At 63.4% G+C, this 15,334-nt stretch carries 14 protein-coding genes; 6 read left to right on the forward strand and 8 right to left on the reverse strand.

The window, feature by feature from the left end:
• Positions 1–5: 5 nt before the first annotated feature.
• From ACEWPL_RS13825 to ACEWPL_RS13840, 4 genes are all read right to left on the reverse strand, one after another.
• Positions 6–1,172 (reverse strand): DegT/DnrJ/EryC1/StrS family aminotransferase, encoded by a 1,167-nt coding sequence (locus ACEWPL_RS13825; protein ID WP_393934516.1) that lies wholly within the window; start codon positions 1,170–1,172, stop codon positions 6–8.
• A complete protein-coding gene (locus tag ACEWPL_RS13830) occupies positions 1,169–2,116 on the reverse strand; it encodes a GDP-L-fucose synthase family protein (protein ID WP_393934515.1) in 948 nt (315 codons plus the stop codon). Before ACEWPL_RS13830 ends, ACEWPL_RS13825 begins: the two co-directional genes overlap by 4 nt.
• On the reverse strand, positions 2,113–3,228 hold the full coding sequence (gmd, locus tag ACEWPL_RS13835) for a GDP-mannose 4,6-dehydratase (RefSeq protein ID WP_393934514.1): 1,116 nt from the start codon (positions 3,226–3,228) through the stop codon (positions 2,113–2,115). The genes ACEWPL_RS13830 and gmd overlap by 4 nt, the downstream gene beginning before the upstream one ends.
• Before the next feature lie 117 nt (positions 3,229–3,345).
• Entirely contained in the window at positions 3,346–4,767 is a 1,422-nt protein-coding gene (locus ACEWPL_RS13840; protein ID WP_393934580.1) for a mannose-1-phosphate guanylyltransferase/mannose-6-phosphate isomerase, read from the reverse strand.
• Between the two features lie 271 nt (positions 4,768–5,038).
• Between ACEWPL_RS13840 and ACEWPL_RS13845 the strand changes: the two genes are divergently transcribed.
• The gene (locus tag ACEWPL_RS13845; RefSeq protein ID WP_393934513.1) at positions 5,039–6,028 is read left to right on the forward strand and encodes a KpsF/GutQ family sugar-phosphate isomerase; all 990 of its coding nucleotides are present in this window, start codon (positions 5,039–5,041) and stop codon (positions 6,026–6,028) included.
• Here ACEWPL_RS13845 and ACEWPL_RS13850 read toward each other — a convergent pair.
• The 4 genes from ACEWPL_RS13850 to ACEWPL_RS13865 form a co-directional block, all read right to left on the reverse strand.
• Complete coding sequence (locus tag ACEWPL_RS13850) at positions 6,025–7,272, reverse strand: TRAP transporter large permease (RefSeq protein ID WP_393934512.1); 1,248 nt, start codon at positions 7,270–7,272, stop codon at positions 6,025–6,027. The genes ACEWPL_RS13845 and ACEWPL_RS13850 overlap by 4 nt on opposite strands.
• Positions 7,269–7,814 (reverse strand): TRAP transporter small permease, encoded by a 546-nt coding sequence (locus ACEWPL_RS13855; RefSeq protein WP_393934511.1) that lies wholly within the window; start codon positions 7,812–7,814, stop codon positions 7,269–7,271. Before ACEWPL_RS13855 ends, ACEWPL_RS13850 begins: the two co-directional genes overlap by 4 nt.
• Before the next feature lies 1 nt (position 7,815).
• Positions 7,816–8,802 carry a TRAP transporter substrate-binding protein gene (locus ACEWPL_RS13860; protein WP_393934510.1) on the reverse strand — a complete coding sequence of 329 codons (987 nt, stop codon included), beginning with the start codon at positions 8,800–8,802 and terminating at the stop codon, positions 7,816–7,818.
• 121 nt (positions 8,803–8,923) lie between these two features.
• Positions 8,924–9,700 carry an IclR family transcriptional regulator gene (locus tag ACEWPL_RS13865; RefSeq protein ID WP_393934509.1) on the reverse strand — a complete coding sequence of 259 codons (777 nt, stop codon included), beginning with the start codon at positions 9,698–9,700 and terminating at the stop codon, positions 8,924–8,926.
• A gap of 211 nt (positions 9,701–9,911) precedes the next feature.
• Here ACEWPL_RS13865 and ACEWPL_RS13870 point away from each other — a divergent pair, with 211 nt between their 5' ends.
• The 5 genes from ACEWPL_RS13870 (at position 9,912) to ACEWPL_RS13890 (ending at position 15,331) form a co-directional block, all read left to right on the forward strand.
• On the forward strand, positions 9,912–11,402 hold the full coding sequence (locus ACEWPL_RS13870) for an ABC transporter substrate-binding protein (RefSeq protein WP_393934579.1): 1,491 nt from the start codon (positions 9,912–9,914) through the stop codon (positions 11,400–11,402).
• Between the two features lie 94 nt (positions 11,403–11,496).
• The gene (locus ACEWPL_RS13875) at positions 11,497–12,414 is read left to right on the forward strand and encodes an ABC transporter permease (protein ID WP_393934508.1); all 918 of its coding nucleotides are present in this window, start codon (positions 11,497–11,499) and stop codon (positions 12,412–12,414) included.
• Between the two features lie 22 nt (positions 12,415–12,436).
• Entirely contained in the window at positions 12,437–13,333 is an 897-nt protein-coding gene (locus ACEWPL_RS13880) for an ABC transporter permease (RefSeq protein WP_393934578.1), read from the forward strand.
• Positions 13,334–13,337: 4 nt separating this feature from the next.
• Positions 13,338–14,345, forward strand: a complete 1,008-nt coding sequence (locus ACEWPL_RS13885) for an ABC transporter ATP-binding protein (protein ID WP_393934507.1) — start codon at positions 13,338–13,340, stop codon at positions 14,343–14,345.
• Positions 14,342–15,331, forward strand: a complete 990-nt coding sequence (locus ACEWPL_RS13890) for an ABC transporter ATP-binding protein (protein WP_393934506.1) — start codon at positions 14,342–14,344, stop codon at positions 15,329–15,331. Before ACEWPL_RS13885 ends, ACEWPL_RS13890 begins: the two co-directional genes overlap by 4 nt.
• Positions 15,332–15,334: the final 3 nt, after the last annotated feature.

The raw sequence follows: 15,334 nt of genomic DNA on the forward strand, positions 1-15,334 counted from the left end.
GCGCCTCAGAAGTGGGTCAGCGCCTCGATGGCCTCGTCGATCGGGTAATGGTGATTGCCCACGAAAAGACCGCGCGTATCGAGGTAATCGGCATTGGGCAGATCGCCGTGAATGTCGAAGTTGAAATGCTTGACGATTTCCTTGCGCGCGAAATTGCCCGCCACAATGGGACGGCATTCGAACCCTGCGGCCTCGAGGCCACGCACCACATCGGCGCGGCTCTGCTCCAGCTCGGGGCGCAGGATCAGCGAAAAGCCGAACCAGCTGCTCTCGCCGATCTCGCGCTGGATGCGGAACTTGGGATGGTCCTGCATCGCAGCGACGAAGGCATCGCCATTGCGCCGGCGCCCGGCGATGAGCCCGTCCAGCTTGGCCAGCTGCGCGATTCCCAGCGCGCCCGACATCTCCAATGGGCGCAGGTTGTAGCCGGGCAGCACAAAGCGAAAGCTTTCCTCGAAGGGATCGTCGCTCTTGGTGCCGGTAACGTGGTTTTCCTTGGGCAGATTGCGCGTCCAGCCATGGGCGCGCAGGGACAGCATGACGTGGTAGAGTTCCTCGTCATCGGTCACGACGACGCCGCCCTCCATAGTGGAAATGTGGTGGGAAAAGAAGGTCGAGAATGTTCCCATGACACCGAATGTGCCGCATTGCTTGCCGTTCAACTGGGCGCCCATCGACTCGCAGTTATCCTCGATCATCACGATGCCGCGCCCTTCGGTGATGCGGGCGATGGCATCGAAATCATTGGGGTTGCCCAAAAGGTTTACGACCATCAGCGCACGGGTGCGGTCCGTGACGGCATCGGCCAGTGCGTCCAGATCATAGTTGAGCGTTTCGGCATCGACGTCGACGAATTTCAGTTTCAGCCCGTATTGATGCAGCGGGTAGTAGGTGGTCGACCAGCTGACGGCGGGCACGATCACCTCGTCACCGGGTTTCAGCCGCAGATCGGAGTTAGACGTATAGGCCAGCGCCGCGACCATCAGCAGGTTCGCGGATGAGCCTGAATTGACCATCACCGCGTAGCGGCTGCCGAAATGCGCGGCAAAGCGGCGCTCGAACTCGGCTACCTCGGCACCCATGGTAAAGCGGTCGGAGGCAATGACGCGCTGCAGGGCGTCCTGCTCGGCCTGATCCCAGGACGAGGTTGCAAGGGGGAAACGCGCGCTCATGAGGACAGCCTTTCGAGGTAGAAGTGATAGGTGGCGGCCATGCCGGCCTGCAGATCCGTCTGCGGAATCCAACCCCAGCCGGTCTGGCGGGAGGTATCGCACAGCTTTTGCTTCATGCCGACGGGTTTGGTCAGATCATGGGCGAATGTCCCGGTCCAGCCAATGACTTGGGCGGCGGCGGCGTAATAGTCGTTCACCGAATGATCCGTGCCCACGCCGACATTCATCAGGTCGGGCAGCGCGTCCACATCGGCGGCGGCGCGCAGCACTGCACCCGCCAGATCGCCTGCATACATGAATTCGCGCCGTGCGGTGCCGTCTCCCCAGATGTCGACGGTCTCGCGCCCGGCCTCGCGCGCCTCGTGGATCTTGGCGATCACGGCAGGCACCATATGCGAGGCGGCGGCATCGAAGCTGTCATGGCGGCCATAGAGATTGCAGGGGATCAGCGTCTTGTACTGCATCTCCGGCGTTTCGGCGCGGATGTACTGGCAGAGGCGCAGCGCCATGATCTTGGCCAGCGCATAGCCCTCATTCGTCGGCTCGAGCGGGCCGGTCAGCACCATCTCCTCGGTCAGCGGACCCTGCGCCTCGCGCGGGTAGATGCAGGTGGAGGCCAGGTTTAGAAGGCGCGGCACGCCGGCGGAGCGCGCACCCATGATAACATTGCGCCCGATGGCGGTGTTGATGTCCAGAAAGGCGACGGGATTGGCCATGTTGGCTTGAATGCCGCCCACCCGGCCCGCAGCATGAACGACGATATCGGGGACGTGCTCGGCGATATAGGCCGCGGTCGCGCCGGTATCGGTCAGGTCCAGCTCGGCGCTCGTCGGGGCGAGGATCTCCCATTCACGTGCCAGGGCATGCTCGCGGATATTGCTGCCGACCATGCCGCGCCCCCCGGTCAGCAGCATGCGGCTTCGATGGCCTGCGGCCGCGCTCATTCGCTATGCCCCTGGATGCTGTCATAGCCATGCGCGGCCAAAAGGGCATGGCGGCGCGCGCTTTTGAGATCCTCGGTGACCATCTCGGCGCACATCTCGCGCGCGGTGATCTCGGGCACCCAGCCCAGCTTGGCCTTGGCCTTGGACGGATCGCCCAGCAGCGTTTCGACCTCGGCGGGGCGGAAATAGCGCGGATCGATGCGCATGACGACCTGACCGGGTTTGACATGGGGGGCATTGTCGCCCTCCACCTTTTGGGCCACGGCAACCTCATCAACGCCCGTCCCCTGAAAGGCCAGCGTGATACCCAGATCGGCGGCCGCCCAGGTGATGAACTCGCGCACCGAATGCTGCACGCCGGTGGCGATCACGAAATCCTCGGGCGTGTCCTGTTGCAGCATCATCCACTGCATGCGCACGTAATCCTTGGCATGGCCCCAATCGCGCAAGGAATCGATGTTGCCCATGTAGAGCATGTCATCAAGCCCTTGCGCGATATTGGCCAGCCCCCGCGTGATCTTGCGCGTGACGAAGGTCTCGCCCCGGCGCGGACTCTCGTGGTTAAAGAGGATGCCGTTGCAGGCATAGATGCCGTAAGCCTCGCGGTAATTCACGGCGATCCAGTAGGCATAGAGCTTGGCCACACCGTAGGGCGAGCGGGGGTGGAACGGCGTCGTCTCACTCTGCGGGGTTTCCTGCACGAGACCGTAAAGCTCGGAGGTGGAGGCCTGGTAGAACCGGCAGGTCTTCTCCATCCCCAGAAAGCGCATCGCTTCGAGCAGGCGCAGCGTGCCGATCGCATCGACATCGGCGGTATACTCCGGCGCCTCGAAACTGACGGCCACGTGGCTCTGTGCGCCGAGATTATAGATCTCGTCGGGCTGGATCTCGGACAGAAGGCGCGTGAGGTTGGATGTGTCGGTCAGATCGCCGTAATGCAGGCGAAAGCGCGGCTTGTCGTGGATATCCTCAAAGAGGTGATCGACGCGCTGGGTGTTGAAGGATGAGGCCCGGCGCTTGAGCCCATGCACCTCGTATCCCTTGTCCAGAAGAAACTCGACCAGATAAGAGCCGTCCTGACCCGTCGTGCCGGTGATAAAGGCCTTTTTCATCGAGGTCTCCGTTTGATTTCGCGTGGGTCTGCAATCAGAAACACCCTTATTTTCGCCATTCGAATAGGACACATGATGCGGCCATGCAAGGCGGCAGGGGTGCGGGCGCCCCGTTGGTCACTTGCGTGCGTAGACGTCCTCATAGCGGATGATGTCGTCCTCGCCCAGATAGCTGCCGGTCTGAACCTCGATCAGCACCATCGGCAGTTTGCCGGGGTTTTCCATGCGGTGAACGGAGCCGAGCGGGATGTAGACGGACTGGTTCTCGCTCAGAAGCTGCACCTCGCCGCCCACCGTCACGCGCGCGGTGCCCTCGACGACGATCCAATGCTCCGAGCGGTGGTGATGGCTTTGCAGGCTGAGGCTTGCGCCGGGATTGACGACGATCCGCTTGACCTGGAACCGCCCGCCCATGGCGAGGCATTCGTACCAACCCCACGGGCGATAGTCGCGGGGCAGCTGCACGGCCTGACTTGCGCCGCGTGCCTTGAGGGCAGTGACCGCCTCCTTGACGCGCTGGGCCTCGGATTTATGCGCGACCAGAACGGCATCGTTCATGGCGATGGCGATGACATCCTTCAGCCCGATTCCGACCAGCTCGACATCCGCGCTTTCGGAACGCAGGAGCGAATCCTCGCAGGCGATGGCGGTGGCGTGGTCCGAGCAGACATTGCCCTGATCGTCCGGTCCCGATTCCAGCCAGACGGCATCCCAGCCGCCCAGATCGGACCAACTGGCGGCATAGGGCATCACGGCAAGGTTCTGCGCCTTTTCCATGATTGCGTAGTCGATCGAGATATCCTCGGCGCCCGCCCAGGGCCGGGGCGCAAGCCGGGTGAAGCCCAGATCGACATCCGCCTCGTTCAGCGCCGCGCGCACGGCGCTCAGCATTTCGGGCGCATGGGCCTCATAGGCGGCAATCACAGCCTTGGCGGAGCATAGAAATATGCCGGCATTCCAGAGGAAATTCCCTGCCTCTAGCATGGCCTGCGCGCGCGCCTCGTCCGGCTTTTCCACAAAGCGGGCCAGCGATTGCGGGCTGGCGGCGCCTGCATCCGCACCTGCGGCCAGCTCCAGATAGCCATATCCCGTTTCGGGCCGGGTGGGCGCGATGCCGAAGGTCACCAGATCGCCCGCCTGGGCGCGCGGAGCTGCGGCGGCGATGGCGGCGCGGAACGCATCTGCGTCAGGGATGACGTGATCGGAGGGTGCGACCAGCATCAGCGCCTCCGCATCTTTCTCGGCCAGCCAGAGCGCGGCGGCGAGGACAGCGGGCGCGGTGTTGCGGCCCTCGGGCTCGATCAGGATGCCTTGGGGCGCCTCGCTGATCTGGGCCAGCTGCTCGGTCACGATAAAGCGAAAGGGATCGCCCGTCACGATCAACGGTGCGGCAAAGCCATCGCCCGACAGCCGCCGCGCCGAGGCCTGAAACAGGCTCTCATCGCCCATGAGGCGCGCGAATTGCTTGGGGTAGGACTTGCGCGACAGGGGCCACAGGCGTGTGCCGGAGCCGCCACAGAGAAGGACAGGATTGATCATCATTCTTCCATTCTTTCCGAAACCGGCCTTGGATCGGCTCAAGTGGTTCACATCCGGGCAAGGTCACAACCCTAGCCTGTGCCCGGTTCTACAAAATTGCTTGGCAGAAGCGAAGGGGCTGTCACAGCTCTACCGTGCGGTGTGCGGAATATCATCCGGTTTGCGGCGTGGGTCTGGCTCGTTTAGCGATGGCTTGCCCGGTCTGGCCTGTCCATCGCCGATCCATTAGAGTGCCGCCAGATCCCGATGCCGCAGTCTTGAAAGTTATGCCATGCGCTCTTTGCCCGTGACCGATCCGTCGCCCGAACACCGGGTCAGCAGCGTGGCAGCCGCCCGCAAGGTGCTGGAGATCGAGGCAGAGGCGCTGCGCTATATGTCCGAGAACCTGCCGGATGACTTTGCCGCCGCGGTCGAGACGGTGATGGACTGCAAGGGGCGCGTCATCGTCTCGGGCATCGGCAAGTCGGGCCATATTGGGCGCAAGATCGCCGCGACCCTCGCCTCGACCGGAACGCCCGCTTATTTCGTCCACGCGACCGAGGCGAGCCATGGCGATCTGGGCATGATCGGCCCCGAGGATGTGTGCATCCTGATCTCGAACTCCGGCGAGACGGCGGAGCTGCGCGATATCGTCTATCACACGCAGCGGTTCACCATCCCGATGATCGGCATTTCGTCGAATGAGGCGAGCACGCTGATGAAGGCGGCAGACCACCGCCTGACCTTGCCCAAATGCCCCGAGGCGTGCCCCATCGGCCTTGCCCCGACCACCTCGACCACGCTGACGCTGGCGCTGGGCGATGCGCTGGCGGTGACCCTGATGGAGCGGCGCGGCTTTGCGCCGAAGGATTTCGGCGTCTATCATCCGGGCGGCAAGCTGGGCGCGCAGATGCGCAGCGTGGCCGACCTGATGCATTCGGGCGATGCTCTGCCGGTGCTGGAGGAGGATGCGCCGATGGCCGATGTGCTGCTGGCCATGACTTCCAAGGGCTTTGGCGTCTGCATCCTGACGCGCGGCGGCGTCATCAGCGGCGTGATCACCGATGGCGATTTGCGCCGCAACATGGACGGCTTGATGGAGCGCCGGGCGCGCGATGTCTCGACCAAGCAGCCGCTGAGCGTTGCGCCCGATTGCTCGGCGCCCGAGGCGCTGGCGCTGCTGAACAGCCGCGCCCTGACGGTGCTGATCGTCGCGGATGCGCAGATGCGCCCCGTCGGCGTTCTGCACCTGCATGACCTTTTGCGTGCGGGCGTCGTCTAGAAGGCCAGCGGCCCGAACCCGATCAGCAGATAGACCACGACCAGGATGGCCAGATAGGGCAGCACCGCGCGCGTGATCCGCTCGATCGGCAGGCCCGCGGTGGTCGAGGCGACGAAAAGGTTGATCGCGACGGGCGGCGTCACCATCCCGATGGCAAGGCCGACCACGATGATGATCCCGAAATGCACCGTCCCGAGGCCCAGTTGCAGCGCCAGAGGCAACAGCATGGGCGTGAGGATCACGAGGGCAGAGGCGGTTTCCAGAAACACTCCGGTGACGAGGATGATCAGCATGATCACCAGCAGCAGCATGTAGAGGTTGCTGGTCAGCGCCAGCGCATAATCCGCGATCGCCCCCGGCACCTGCCAGCTGCTCAGCGCCCAGCTGAGCACCGACGAGGCGGAGATGACGAACATGATGACCGCCGTGGTCACACCCGCGCGGATGACGATCCGGTAGAGCTGCGCAAAGCTCAGGTCGCGGTAGACGAAAAGCGAGATGAGGATCGCGTAATTGACCGCGACGACGGCGGCCTCGGAGGGTGTGAAGATGCCCGAGAAGATGCCGCCAAGGATGATCAGCGGCGCCATCAGCCCCCAGATCGCCGAAGTGAAGGTGCGCCAGATGGTGCGCAGGTTGAATGCCGTGCCGCGCGGATAGGCGCGGCGATGCCCCTGGATCAGCGCCACGATGATCAGGCCGACGCCCATGGCGATGCCGGGAATGATGCCGCTGAGGAAAAGCCGCGCGACCGATTCCTGCGCAATGACAGCGTAGATGATCATCGGCACCGAGGGCGGAATGACCACGCCGATCGTGCCCGACGCGGCGATCAGCGACGCAGCGGCGGCCGGGTCATACCCTTTGCGCTTCAGCTCGGGGACAAGGCTGGCGCCAACCGCGGCCGTCGTCGCCGCGCCCGAGCCGGAAATGGCGGCAAAGAACATGCCCGCCAGCACCGACACGATGCTGAGCCCGCCCTTGATGAAGCCGAACATGGAATCGGCAAAGGCCACCAGGCGCTTGGAAATCTCGCCCTGCGCCATCACGTCGCCGGCCAGAACGAACATCGGGACGGCGACCAGCGCAAAGCTGTTGATGCCTGAGAACATCTGCTGCGGCACCACCATCAAGGGCACGCCCGAGAGGTTCAACGCGCCCATCGTGGCCGCGCCGATCACCACGGCGATGGGGATGCCCATCAGCAGGAAAAGGATGAAAAGACCGGCAAGGACGAGGCTCATCTCAGCTCGCCCCCGTCTGGCCCCACCGGGTCCGGGATGTCCGGAAGGTTCGGCGCATCGTCGCGCAGCGGCAGGCCAGCGATTACGCGCAGAAGGTCGATCACCGACAGCGTCGCCATCAGGGCGCCGGCGATGGGCATGACGGCATAGACATAGCTCATCGGCATGCGCAGCGATGGCGATTTCTGAAAGCTCTGGACGTTCATGTAGCGGATGCCGATCACCGTCAGGGCGACCAGAAACGCGATGCTGATGAGCAGGGCCGCGCCGGTGACGATGCGGCGCGCGGGGCCGGGCAGGCACTGGCGCAGCATGGCAACGGCCAGGTGCCGCCCCTGCTGCCATGCCAGGGCCGCGCCCAGAAAGGTGATCCAGATCAGCAGGAAGCGCGCGACCTCCTCGGTCCAGGCGACCGAGGTGAAGAATACGCGCGATACGATCTGCAGGGTGATGACGCCGGTCAGCGCCATCATCCCGGCAAAGACGACGGGCTTGAGAACGGCGCCCAGAAATCGGTCGATCCATCCCAAGCCCGTCATCATCTTACTTCAGCGCCTCCTGGATGCGCGGCAGGTAATCACCGAACTTGGCGCCGTACTTCTCGTAGACGGGCTTTACCTTCTCAGCAAAGACGCTGAGATCGGCACTGTCATTGATGACCATGCCCGCATCGCGCAGCTCCTGAAGTTGCGCTTCCTGCTGCTCGGCGTTCAGGGCGCGCTCATACTCGGCGGCCTCCTGCGCGGCGTCGTCAATGATGGTCTGCGCCTCGGGCGAAAGCTTCTCCCATACCGGCAGGCCCATGACGAAGATCGCGGGCGCATAGGCGTGGCGCGTCATGGTCATATTGGTCTGCGTCTCATTCAGCTTGAACGAATGGACCACGTTCACCGGGTTTTCCTGGCCGTCGATGGTGCCTTGCTGCATTGCGGTCAGCGCCTCGGTCCAAGCCATCGGGATGGCATCGGCGCCCAGCTCGCGGAATGTGTCGATATAGACGGGGTTTTCCATGACGCGGATGCGCATGCCTTCCATGTCGGCGGGGCTGGCGACGGGACGCTCGGAGTTAGTCAGGTTGCGAAAGCCGCGCTCGGCATAGGCCAGACCCTTGAGGTTGACCTCCGACAGGCGGTCCAGCAGTTCCTGCCCGATTTCACCATCCAGCACCTTGTAGGCGGCCTCGTTCGACGGAAAGAGGAACGGCAGCTCGAACACCGCGATTTCCTCTAGGAAGTTCGACACGGGGCCGTTGGTGATCACGCCCATGTCGACGGTGCCGATCTGCATGCCTTCCAGCAGCGTACGCTCATCGCCCAGCGAGGCGTTGGGGAATATCTCGACCTCGATCGCGCCGTCCGAGCGTTCGGCCACCAGTTCCTGAAACTTGACGGCAGCGGCGTGAAACCCGTCCTGCTCGTTCACGACATGCGCGAGGCGCAGTTTGACCGGCTCGATTTCGGCGGCGGCAGGCAGGGCGCCCGCGGCTGCGGCGATGATCGCCGCGGCGGCGAGTTTGAACAGATTAGTCATCGGAATCCTCCCAAATGGTCATGTGACGCGCGGTTATGGCGTGATCGCCGCGCCAGATGCAAGGGCAGGCGCGTTCGTGCCGAGCGGCGGCTTCCGCCCGATGAACCTGCCCGCAGGAGAGCTAGGTTCGCACCTGCGGCGAGATGGCATTCGCGGTGTCCTGAAGCCATGGCAGGATCTCGTGCCGGATGCGGTCGTCATTCCAGTGATGCGCCGATACCGAACAATGCACAGCCGCCCAGGCGCGCCCGTCAGGCCCGCGAATCGCGCAGGCGATGCCCATCTCGTTGAGGATCATCTGTCCATGCGTGATGACATGGCCAGCCTCCCGCGCCACGGCGATCTGATCGGCGATGATGCTGCGGTTCATGGTGGTCTGGGGCGTGTGCGCTTCAAGCGGCCAGTTATAGATCGCGGCCTTGGCTTCGTCGGGCGGAAAGGTCGCCAATATGGCACGCCCGGCCGAGGTGCTGAGCACCGGCACACGCCGCCCCGGCACCGAGGCCGCAAAGATCGTGCGCGTGCACGGCAGGCGGGCGGCATAGATGATATGCGTGCCCGAAAGCTCGGCCAGGTTCACCGTCTCGCCCAGTCGCTGCGACAGGTCGATCAGCTTGGGCATGGCGCGGGCGATCAGGGGATCGGACCAGTAATAGGCATAGGCCAACCGCAGCCACGCATGGGACGGGCGATAGCGCCGTGTGACCGGATCCTTGTCCAGCATCCCTTCGAGGTGGAGCGTGTTGGCCAGCCTCTGGACCGCGCTTTTGTCGAGACCGGTCAGATCGGCCAGCCCGGCAAGGGACAGCTCGGTGTGAGTCTCGTCAAAGGCGTGAAGCAGGCGCAGGCCCTTGGCCAGAGAGCTGACGAAAAGCGTATTCTGTTTGGTCTTGGTCATCAAATCTCGCGTCTGCGTAACGGCTTAGTGAATTATGTGTAAATTGGCGCTTGATTTCCACGTTGGAGCGGGTTTCAAATAATTACATCGTGATCTAACGTATCACTATATGATATTTGCATTTTTGCAATGGAAAACGAAACACCGCGAAAACACGCGGCAGGGAGAACAGCAAATGAGAGCCACGTTTTTGAAATCCACCGCGCTTGCCATGGCGCTGACCGTGGGCGCCGGTGGCGCCGCAATGGCCGACAAGGCGAATGATACGCTGAACGTCGCCTTCACCAAAGAGCTCGAGAATGTCGACAGCTTTTTCAACTCGTCGCGCGAGGGTGTGGTGATGCAGCGCGCGGTCTGGGACGGCCTGATCTATCGCGATCCTGAAACCAACGAATACAAGGGAAATCTTGCGACCGAGTGGGAATGGATCGACGACAAGACGCTGGAATTCAAGCTGCGCGAGGGCGTCAAATTCCATGATGGCTCGGACTTCACCGCCGATGACGTGGTCGCGACGGTCAATTTCGTCGCCAAGGAAGAAAGCGGCGTCAAGACGCAGCGCAACGTGAACTGGATGGAGAGCGCCGAGAAGGTCGATGACTACACCGTGCGCATCACCACCAAGGAGGTCTTCCCGGCGGCCATCGAATTTCTGTCCGGCCCCGTCTCGATGTATCCGTCGGACTATTATGAAGAGGTCGGTCCGTCGGGCATGGGCCTCAAGCCCGTGGGCACCGGCCCCTACAAGGTGACCGAGGTTGAGCCGGGCCAGCATTTCGTGCTGGAGAAATACGAGGACTATCACGACAGCCCCAAGGGCCAGCCGAGCATTACGAATATCGACATCCGCACCATTCCGGACGTCAACACCCAGCTGGCCGAGCTTTTCTCGGGCTCGCTCGATCTGATCTGGCAGGTGCCGGCGGATCAGGCGGAAAAGATGGCGTCGATGGACGACCGCTTTACCGTGGCCAACGAATCCACGATGCGTGTCGGCTATCTGGCGATGGATGCCGCGGGCCGGTCGAACATGGATCCCAACCCCTTCACCGATCTCAAGGTGCGCCAGGCCGTCAATCACGCCATCGACCGTCAGGCGCTGGTCGACAACCTGCTCAAGGGCAAGTCCAAGGTCGTCTCGACCGCCTGCTTCCCCAGCCAGTTCGGCTGCGCGCAGGACGTGACCAGCTATGAGTACGACCCCGAGAAGGCGCGCGCACTGCTGGCCGAGGCGGGCTATGAGGGCGGCTTTACCACCGATTTCTATGCCTACCGCGACCGCGAATATGCCGAGGCGATCACCAGTTACCTGAACGCGGTCGGCATCCAGACCAACTTCAAGCTGCTGCAGTATTCCGCGCTGCGTGAGCTGAACATGAAGGGTGAGGTTCCGATCTCGTTCCAGACATGGGGCAGCTACTCGATCAACGACGCCTCGGCGATGGTCAGCCAGTTCTTCAAGCATGGCACACTCGACGATGCGCAGGACGATCAGGTGCTGGAGTTCCTGAACACCGCCGACAGTTCGACCGATCCGGAAGAGCGCAAGGAGTTCTATCGCAAGGCGCTGCAGCGCATCGCTGACGAGGCTTACTGGGCGCCGATGTTCAGCTACAACACCAACTACGTCATGACCAAGGAGGTGGCCTACACCCCCACGGCGGACGAGGTGCTGCGCTTTACGGACATGACCTGGAATTGATCCGATAACATCGGCCCGGAGGATCCGTGTGATCCTCCGGGCCTTCTTTTGCCAATTAGGTCCTGCGCCCCCATCCGCAAGGAGATAGCGGCCCATGCTGCCATTCATACTCAAGAGGCTGGGGCTTGCCCTCCTCGTGGCCTTCACGGTCAGCTTCATCAGCTTTTCGCTGCTGTTTCTGTCGGGCGATCCGGCGGCGGCCCTTGCGGGCGAGACGGCGAGCGGCGAAGACATCGAAGCGATCCGCCGCCTCTACGGTTTCGACCGGCCAATGCTGGTGCAATATGGCGAATGGCTCTGGAACGCGCTGCGCGGCGATTTCGGCGAAAGCTACTATTTCAAACTCCCGGTTGCCTCGCTGATCGGGGACCGGCTGTCGGTCACCATGACGCTGGGCGTCTGCGGCATCACATTTGCCCTGCTGACCGCCGTGCCGCTGGGCGTGGCCGCGGCGATCCGGCCCAATTCCATCATTGACCGCATCGCGCTGTTCCTGTCGGTGGCCGGGCAGGCGATGCCCAGCTTCTGGTTCGGCCTGATCCTGATCGTGCTTTTCGGTATCCAGCTTGGCTGGTTGCCACCTTCGGGCGCCGATAGCTGGCGGCATTTCATCATGCCGACCATCGTGCTGGGCTATTACGCCATGCCTGCCATCATGCGCCTGACGCGCGCGGGCATGCTGGAGGTTCTCAATTCGGACTATATCCGCACGGCCCGCGCCAAGGGTGCCGCCGAGGGCCGCGTTCTCTTCAAGCATGCGCTGCGCAACGCGATCATCCCGGTGGTCAGCCTTGCCGCCGTGCAGATGGGCTTCATGCTGGGCGGCTCGATCGTGGTCGAGTCGGTCTTTGCCCTGCATGGTGCGGGCTATCTCGCCTGGGAGAGCATTGCGCGCAACGATCTGCCCACCGTACAGGCGCTCATCCTCATCTTCTCGATGTTCTACATCATCTTCACTTTCCTCGCTGACGTGCTGAACGCATGGCTCGACCCCCGCATGAGGAGCTCCTGAGATGGCGATGAACAAGACAACGATCAATCGCACGACCGATCCCCTGCTGGAGGAGATCCAGGGGCCGACGCCCCGCCAGATCCTGCGCAAGCGGGTAGTCGGCCATACCGGCCTCATCTTCGGCCTTGGCGTCGTGCTGCTTCTGGTGATCGTCGCGATCCTTGCTCCGGTGCTGGCGCCGCATGACCCTTATTTGCAGGATCTGACGCAGCGCATGGTCAAGCCGGTCTTCATGGGCGGCACATGGGAGCATCCGCTGGGCACTGACCATCTCGGCCGCGATTACCTGTCGCGTCTGATCTACGGCGCGCGCGTCTCGCTGCTGATCGGCGCGGTCGCCGCGTTGATTTCCGGCGTGATCGGCACCGCGATGGGCGTCGCTGCCGGGTATTTCGGCGGCAAGGTCGATGCGGTCGTGACGTTCCTGATCAATGTGCGCCTTGCCATGCCGGTCGTGCTGGTGGCGCTTGCCGTGGTCGCGATCCTTGGTGGCTCGCTTCAGGTGGTGATCGGCGTTCTGGGCCTTTTGCTCTGGGACCGCTTTGCCGTGGTCATGCGCGCCTCGACGCTTCAGGTGCGCCGGCGTGAATATGTCGCCGCCGCACAGGCCATCGGCGCCTCGACGCCGCGCGTGATCCTCTCGGAGATCATGCCGAACATCGTCAACAACCTGATCGTGATCGTGACGCTGGAAATGGCCCACGCGATCCTGCTGGAGGCAGCGCTGTCGTTTCTCGGGCTCGGCGTTCAGCCGCCCACGCCCAGCTGGGGCCTGATGGTCAGCGAGGGCAAGAACATGATGCTGTTCGAGCCGTGGCTGGTGCTGATCCCGGGCGTTGTCCTCTTTGTGCTGGTGCTGGCGATCAATCTCATGGGCGACGGTCTGCGCGACGTCACCGCACCCGAAAACCGGAGCTGATTTGATGAGCGACGCAAACGCCAAACCCCTCCTTTCGGTGCGGGGGCTCACACTGGATATCCCTCTGGCCAGCGGAATGCTGCATGCCGTACGCGGGATCGACTTTGACCTGCACCGGGGCGAGACATTGTGCATCGTGGGCGAGAGCGGATCGGGTAAATCCCTGACCTCGCTGGCGATCATGGGCCTTCTCGACAAGAATATCCGCCGCTCGGCCGAGCGGATGGATTTCGACGGGACTGAACTGACGACCGCCAGCCGCCGCCAGATGCGCGCGCTGCGCGGCGACCGGATCGCGATGATCTTTCAGGAGCCGATGACATCGCTCAATCCCGCCTACACGATCGGCGACCAGCTGATCGAGGCGCTGCAACTGCACCGCTCCGTCAGCCGCGACACCGCGCGCAAGCGGGCGGTCGAGCTTCTGGAGAAGGTGGGCATTACGGCGGCGGCCAGCCGTCTTGGACAGTATCCCCATCAGCTGTCGGGCGGTCTGCGTCAGCGCGTGGTGATCGCGATGGCGCTGATGTGCGAGCCGGAACTGATCATCGCGGACGAGCCGACGACGGCGCTCGACGTCACCATTCAGGCCCAGATCCTGCGGCTTCTGGTCGATCTGACCAAGGAGATGAATGTCGCGATGATCCTCATCACGCATGATCTGGGCGTCGTGGCCCGCGTCGCGGACAAGGTCGGCGTCATGTATGCAGGCGAGCTGGTCGAGACCGGCCCGGCCGCCGAGGTCTTCGGCACGCCGCTGCATCCCTACACGCGCGGATTGCTGCACTGCATCCCGCAGCCCGGCAAGACCGAGCGCGGCAGTCCGCTCGGCACGATACCCGGAATCGTTCCGTCGCTGGTGGGTGATGTTCAGGGCTGCGCGTTCCGCACCCGCTGCCCACATGCCGTCGATAGCTGCCGCGACGCGATCCCCGAGCGGGGGGATGCGTCCCATGAATTCCTGTGCGTGCATCCCGATGGCGCCCGTGCCGCCGAAGGAGAGCCCGCATGAGCGCGCCCGTATTGGAGCTGAAAAACGTCGCCAAGACCTACCGCGTCAAGCAGGGTCTGTTCGGCAAGGCCAAGCCTTTGACCGCTGTCAATGATGTGTCGCTGACGCTGGGCCGGGGCGAGGTTCTGGGGCTGGTGGGCGAGTCCGGCTGCGGCAAGAGCACGCTGGCCAAGATCCTTTTGGGGCTGGAAATGCCGACCTCGGGCAAGGTTCTGGTCGATGGCGAGGAGATCGGCGGGCAGGACCGCCTTGCGCTGGCGCGGCGTATCCAACCGATCTTTCAGGATCCCTATTCGTCCCTGAACCCGCGCAAGACGATTGCCGATATCGTCTCGCTTCCACTGCGCGTGCATGGCATCGGCGACGCCGCCAGCCGTGAGAAATCGGTGCGCGAGACGCTGGATCTGGTCGGCCTTCCGGCGCGCGTGCTGAACACCTATCCCAGCCAGATGTCCGGCGGCCAGCGCCAGCGCGTCGCCATCGCGCGCGCGCTCATCATGCGCCCCGAGATCGTCATCTGCGACGAGCCGACATCGGCGCTGGACGTGTCGGTGCAAAGCCAGATCCTGAACCTTCTGAACGATCTGCGCGAAGAGTTCGGTCTGACCTACCTTTTCATCAGCCACGATCTGGCAGTGGTCGAGCATCTCGCCACCCGCGTCGCGGTCATGTACCTCGGCCGCATTGTCGAGGAGGCGCCGGTGGGGGGGCTGTTTGAGGCGCCGCGCCATCCCTATGCGCGCGCTCTGCTCAATTCGGTGCTGACGCCCGATCCGGGCCTTGGCGTGCCGGACACGCAGCTGGGGGCGGCCTATCCCAACCCGATTGCGCCGCCGTCCGGCTGCCACTTCCATCCGCGCTGCCCCTTTGCCGAGGATCACTGCAAGGCGGTCGCGCCGCACCCCGTAAAGCGGGATGGTGGCTTGGTCGAATGCCACCTGCATGACCCGGACAGCAAGATGTATCGCCCCGATTTCACCGTTTAACCG

This window comes from Roseovarius roseus, assembly GCF_043355935.2.
Taxonomy (GTDB): domain Bacteria; phylum Pseudomonadota; class Alphaproteobacteria; order Rhodobacterales; family Rhodobacteraceae; genus Roseovarius; species Roseovarius roseus.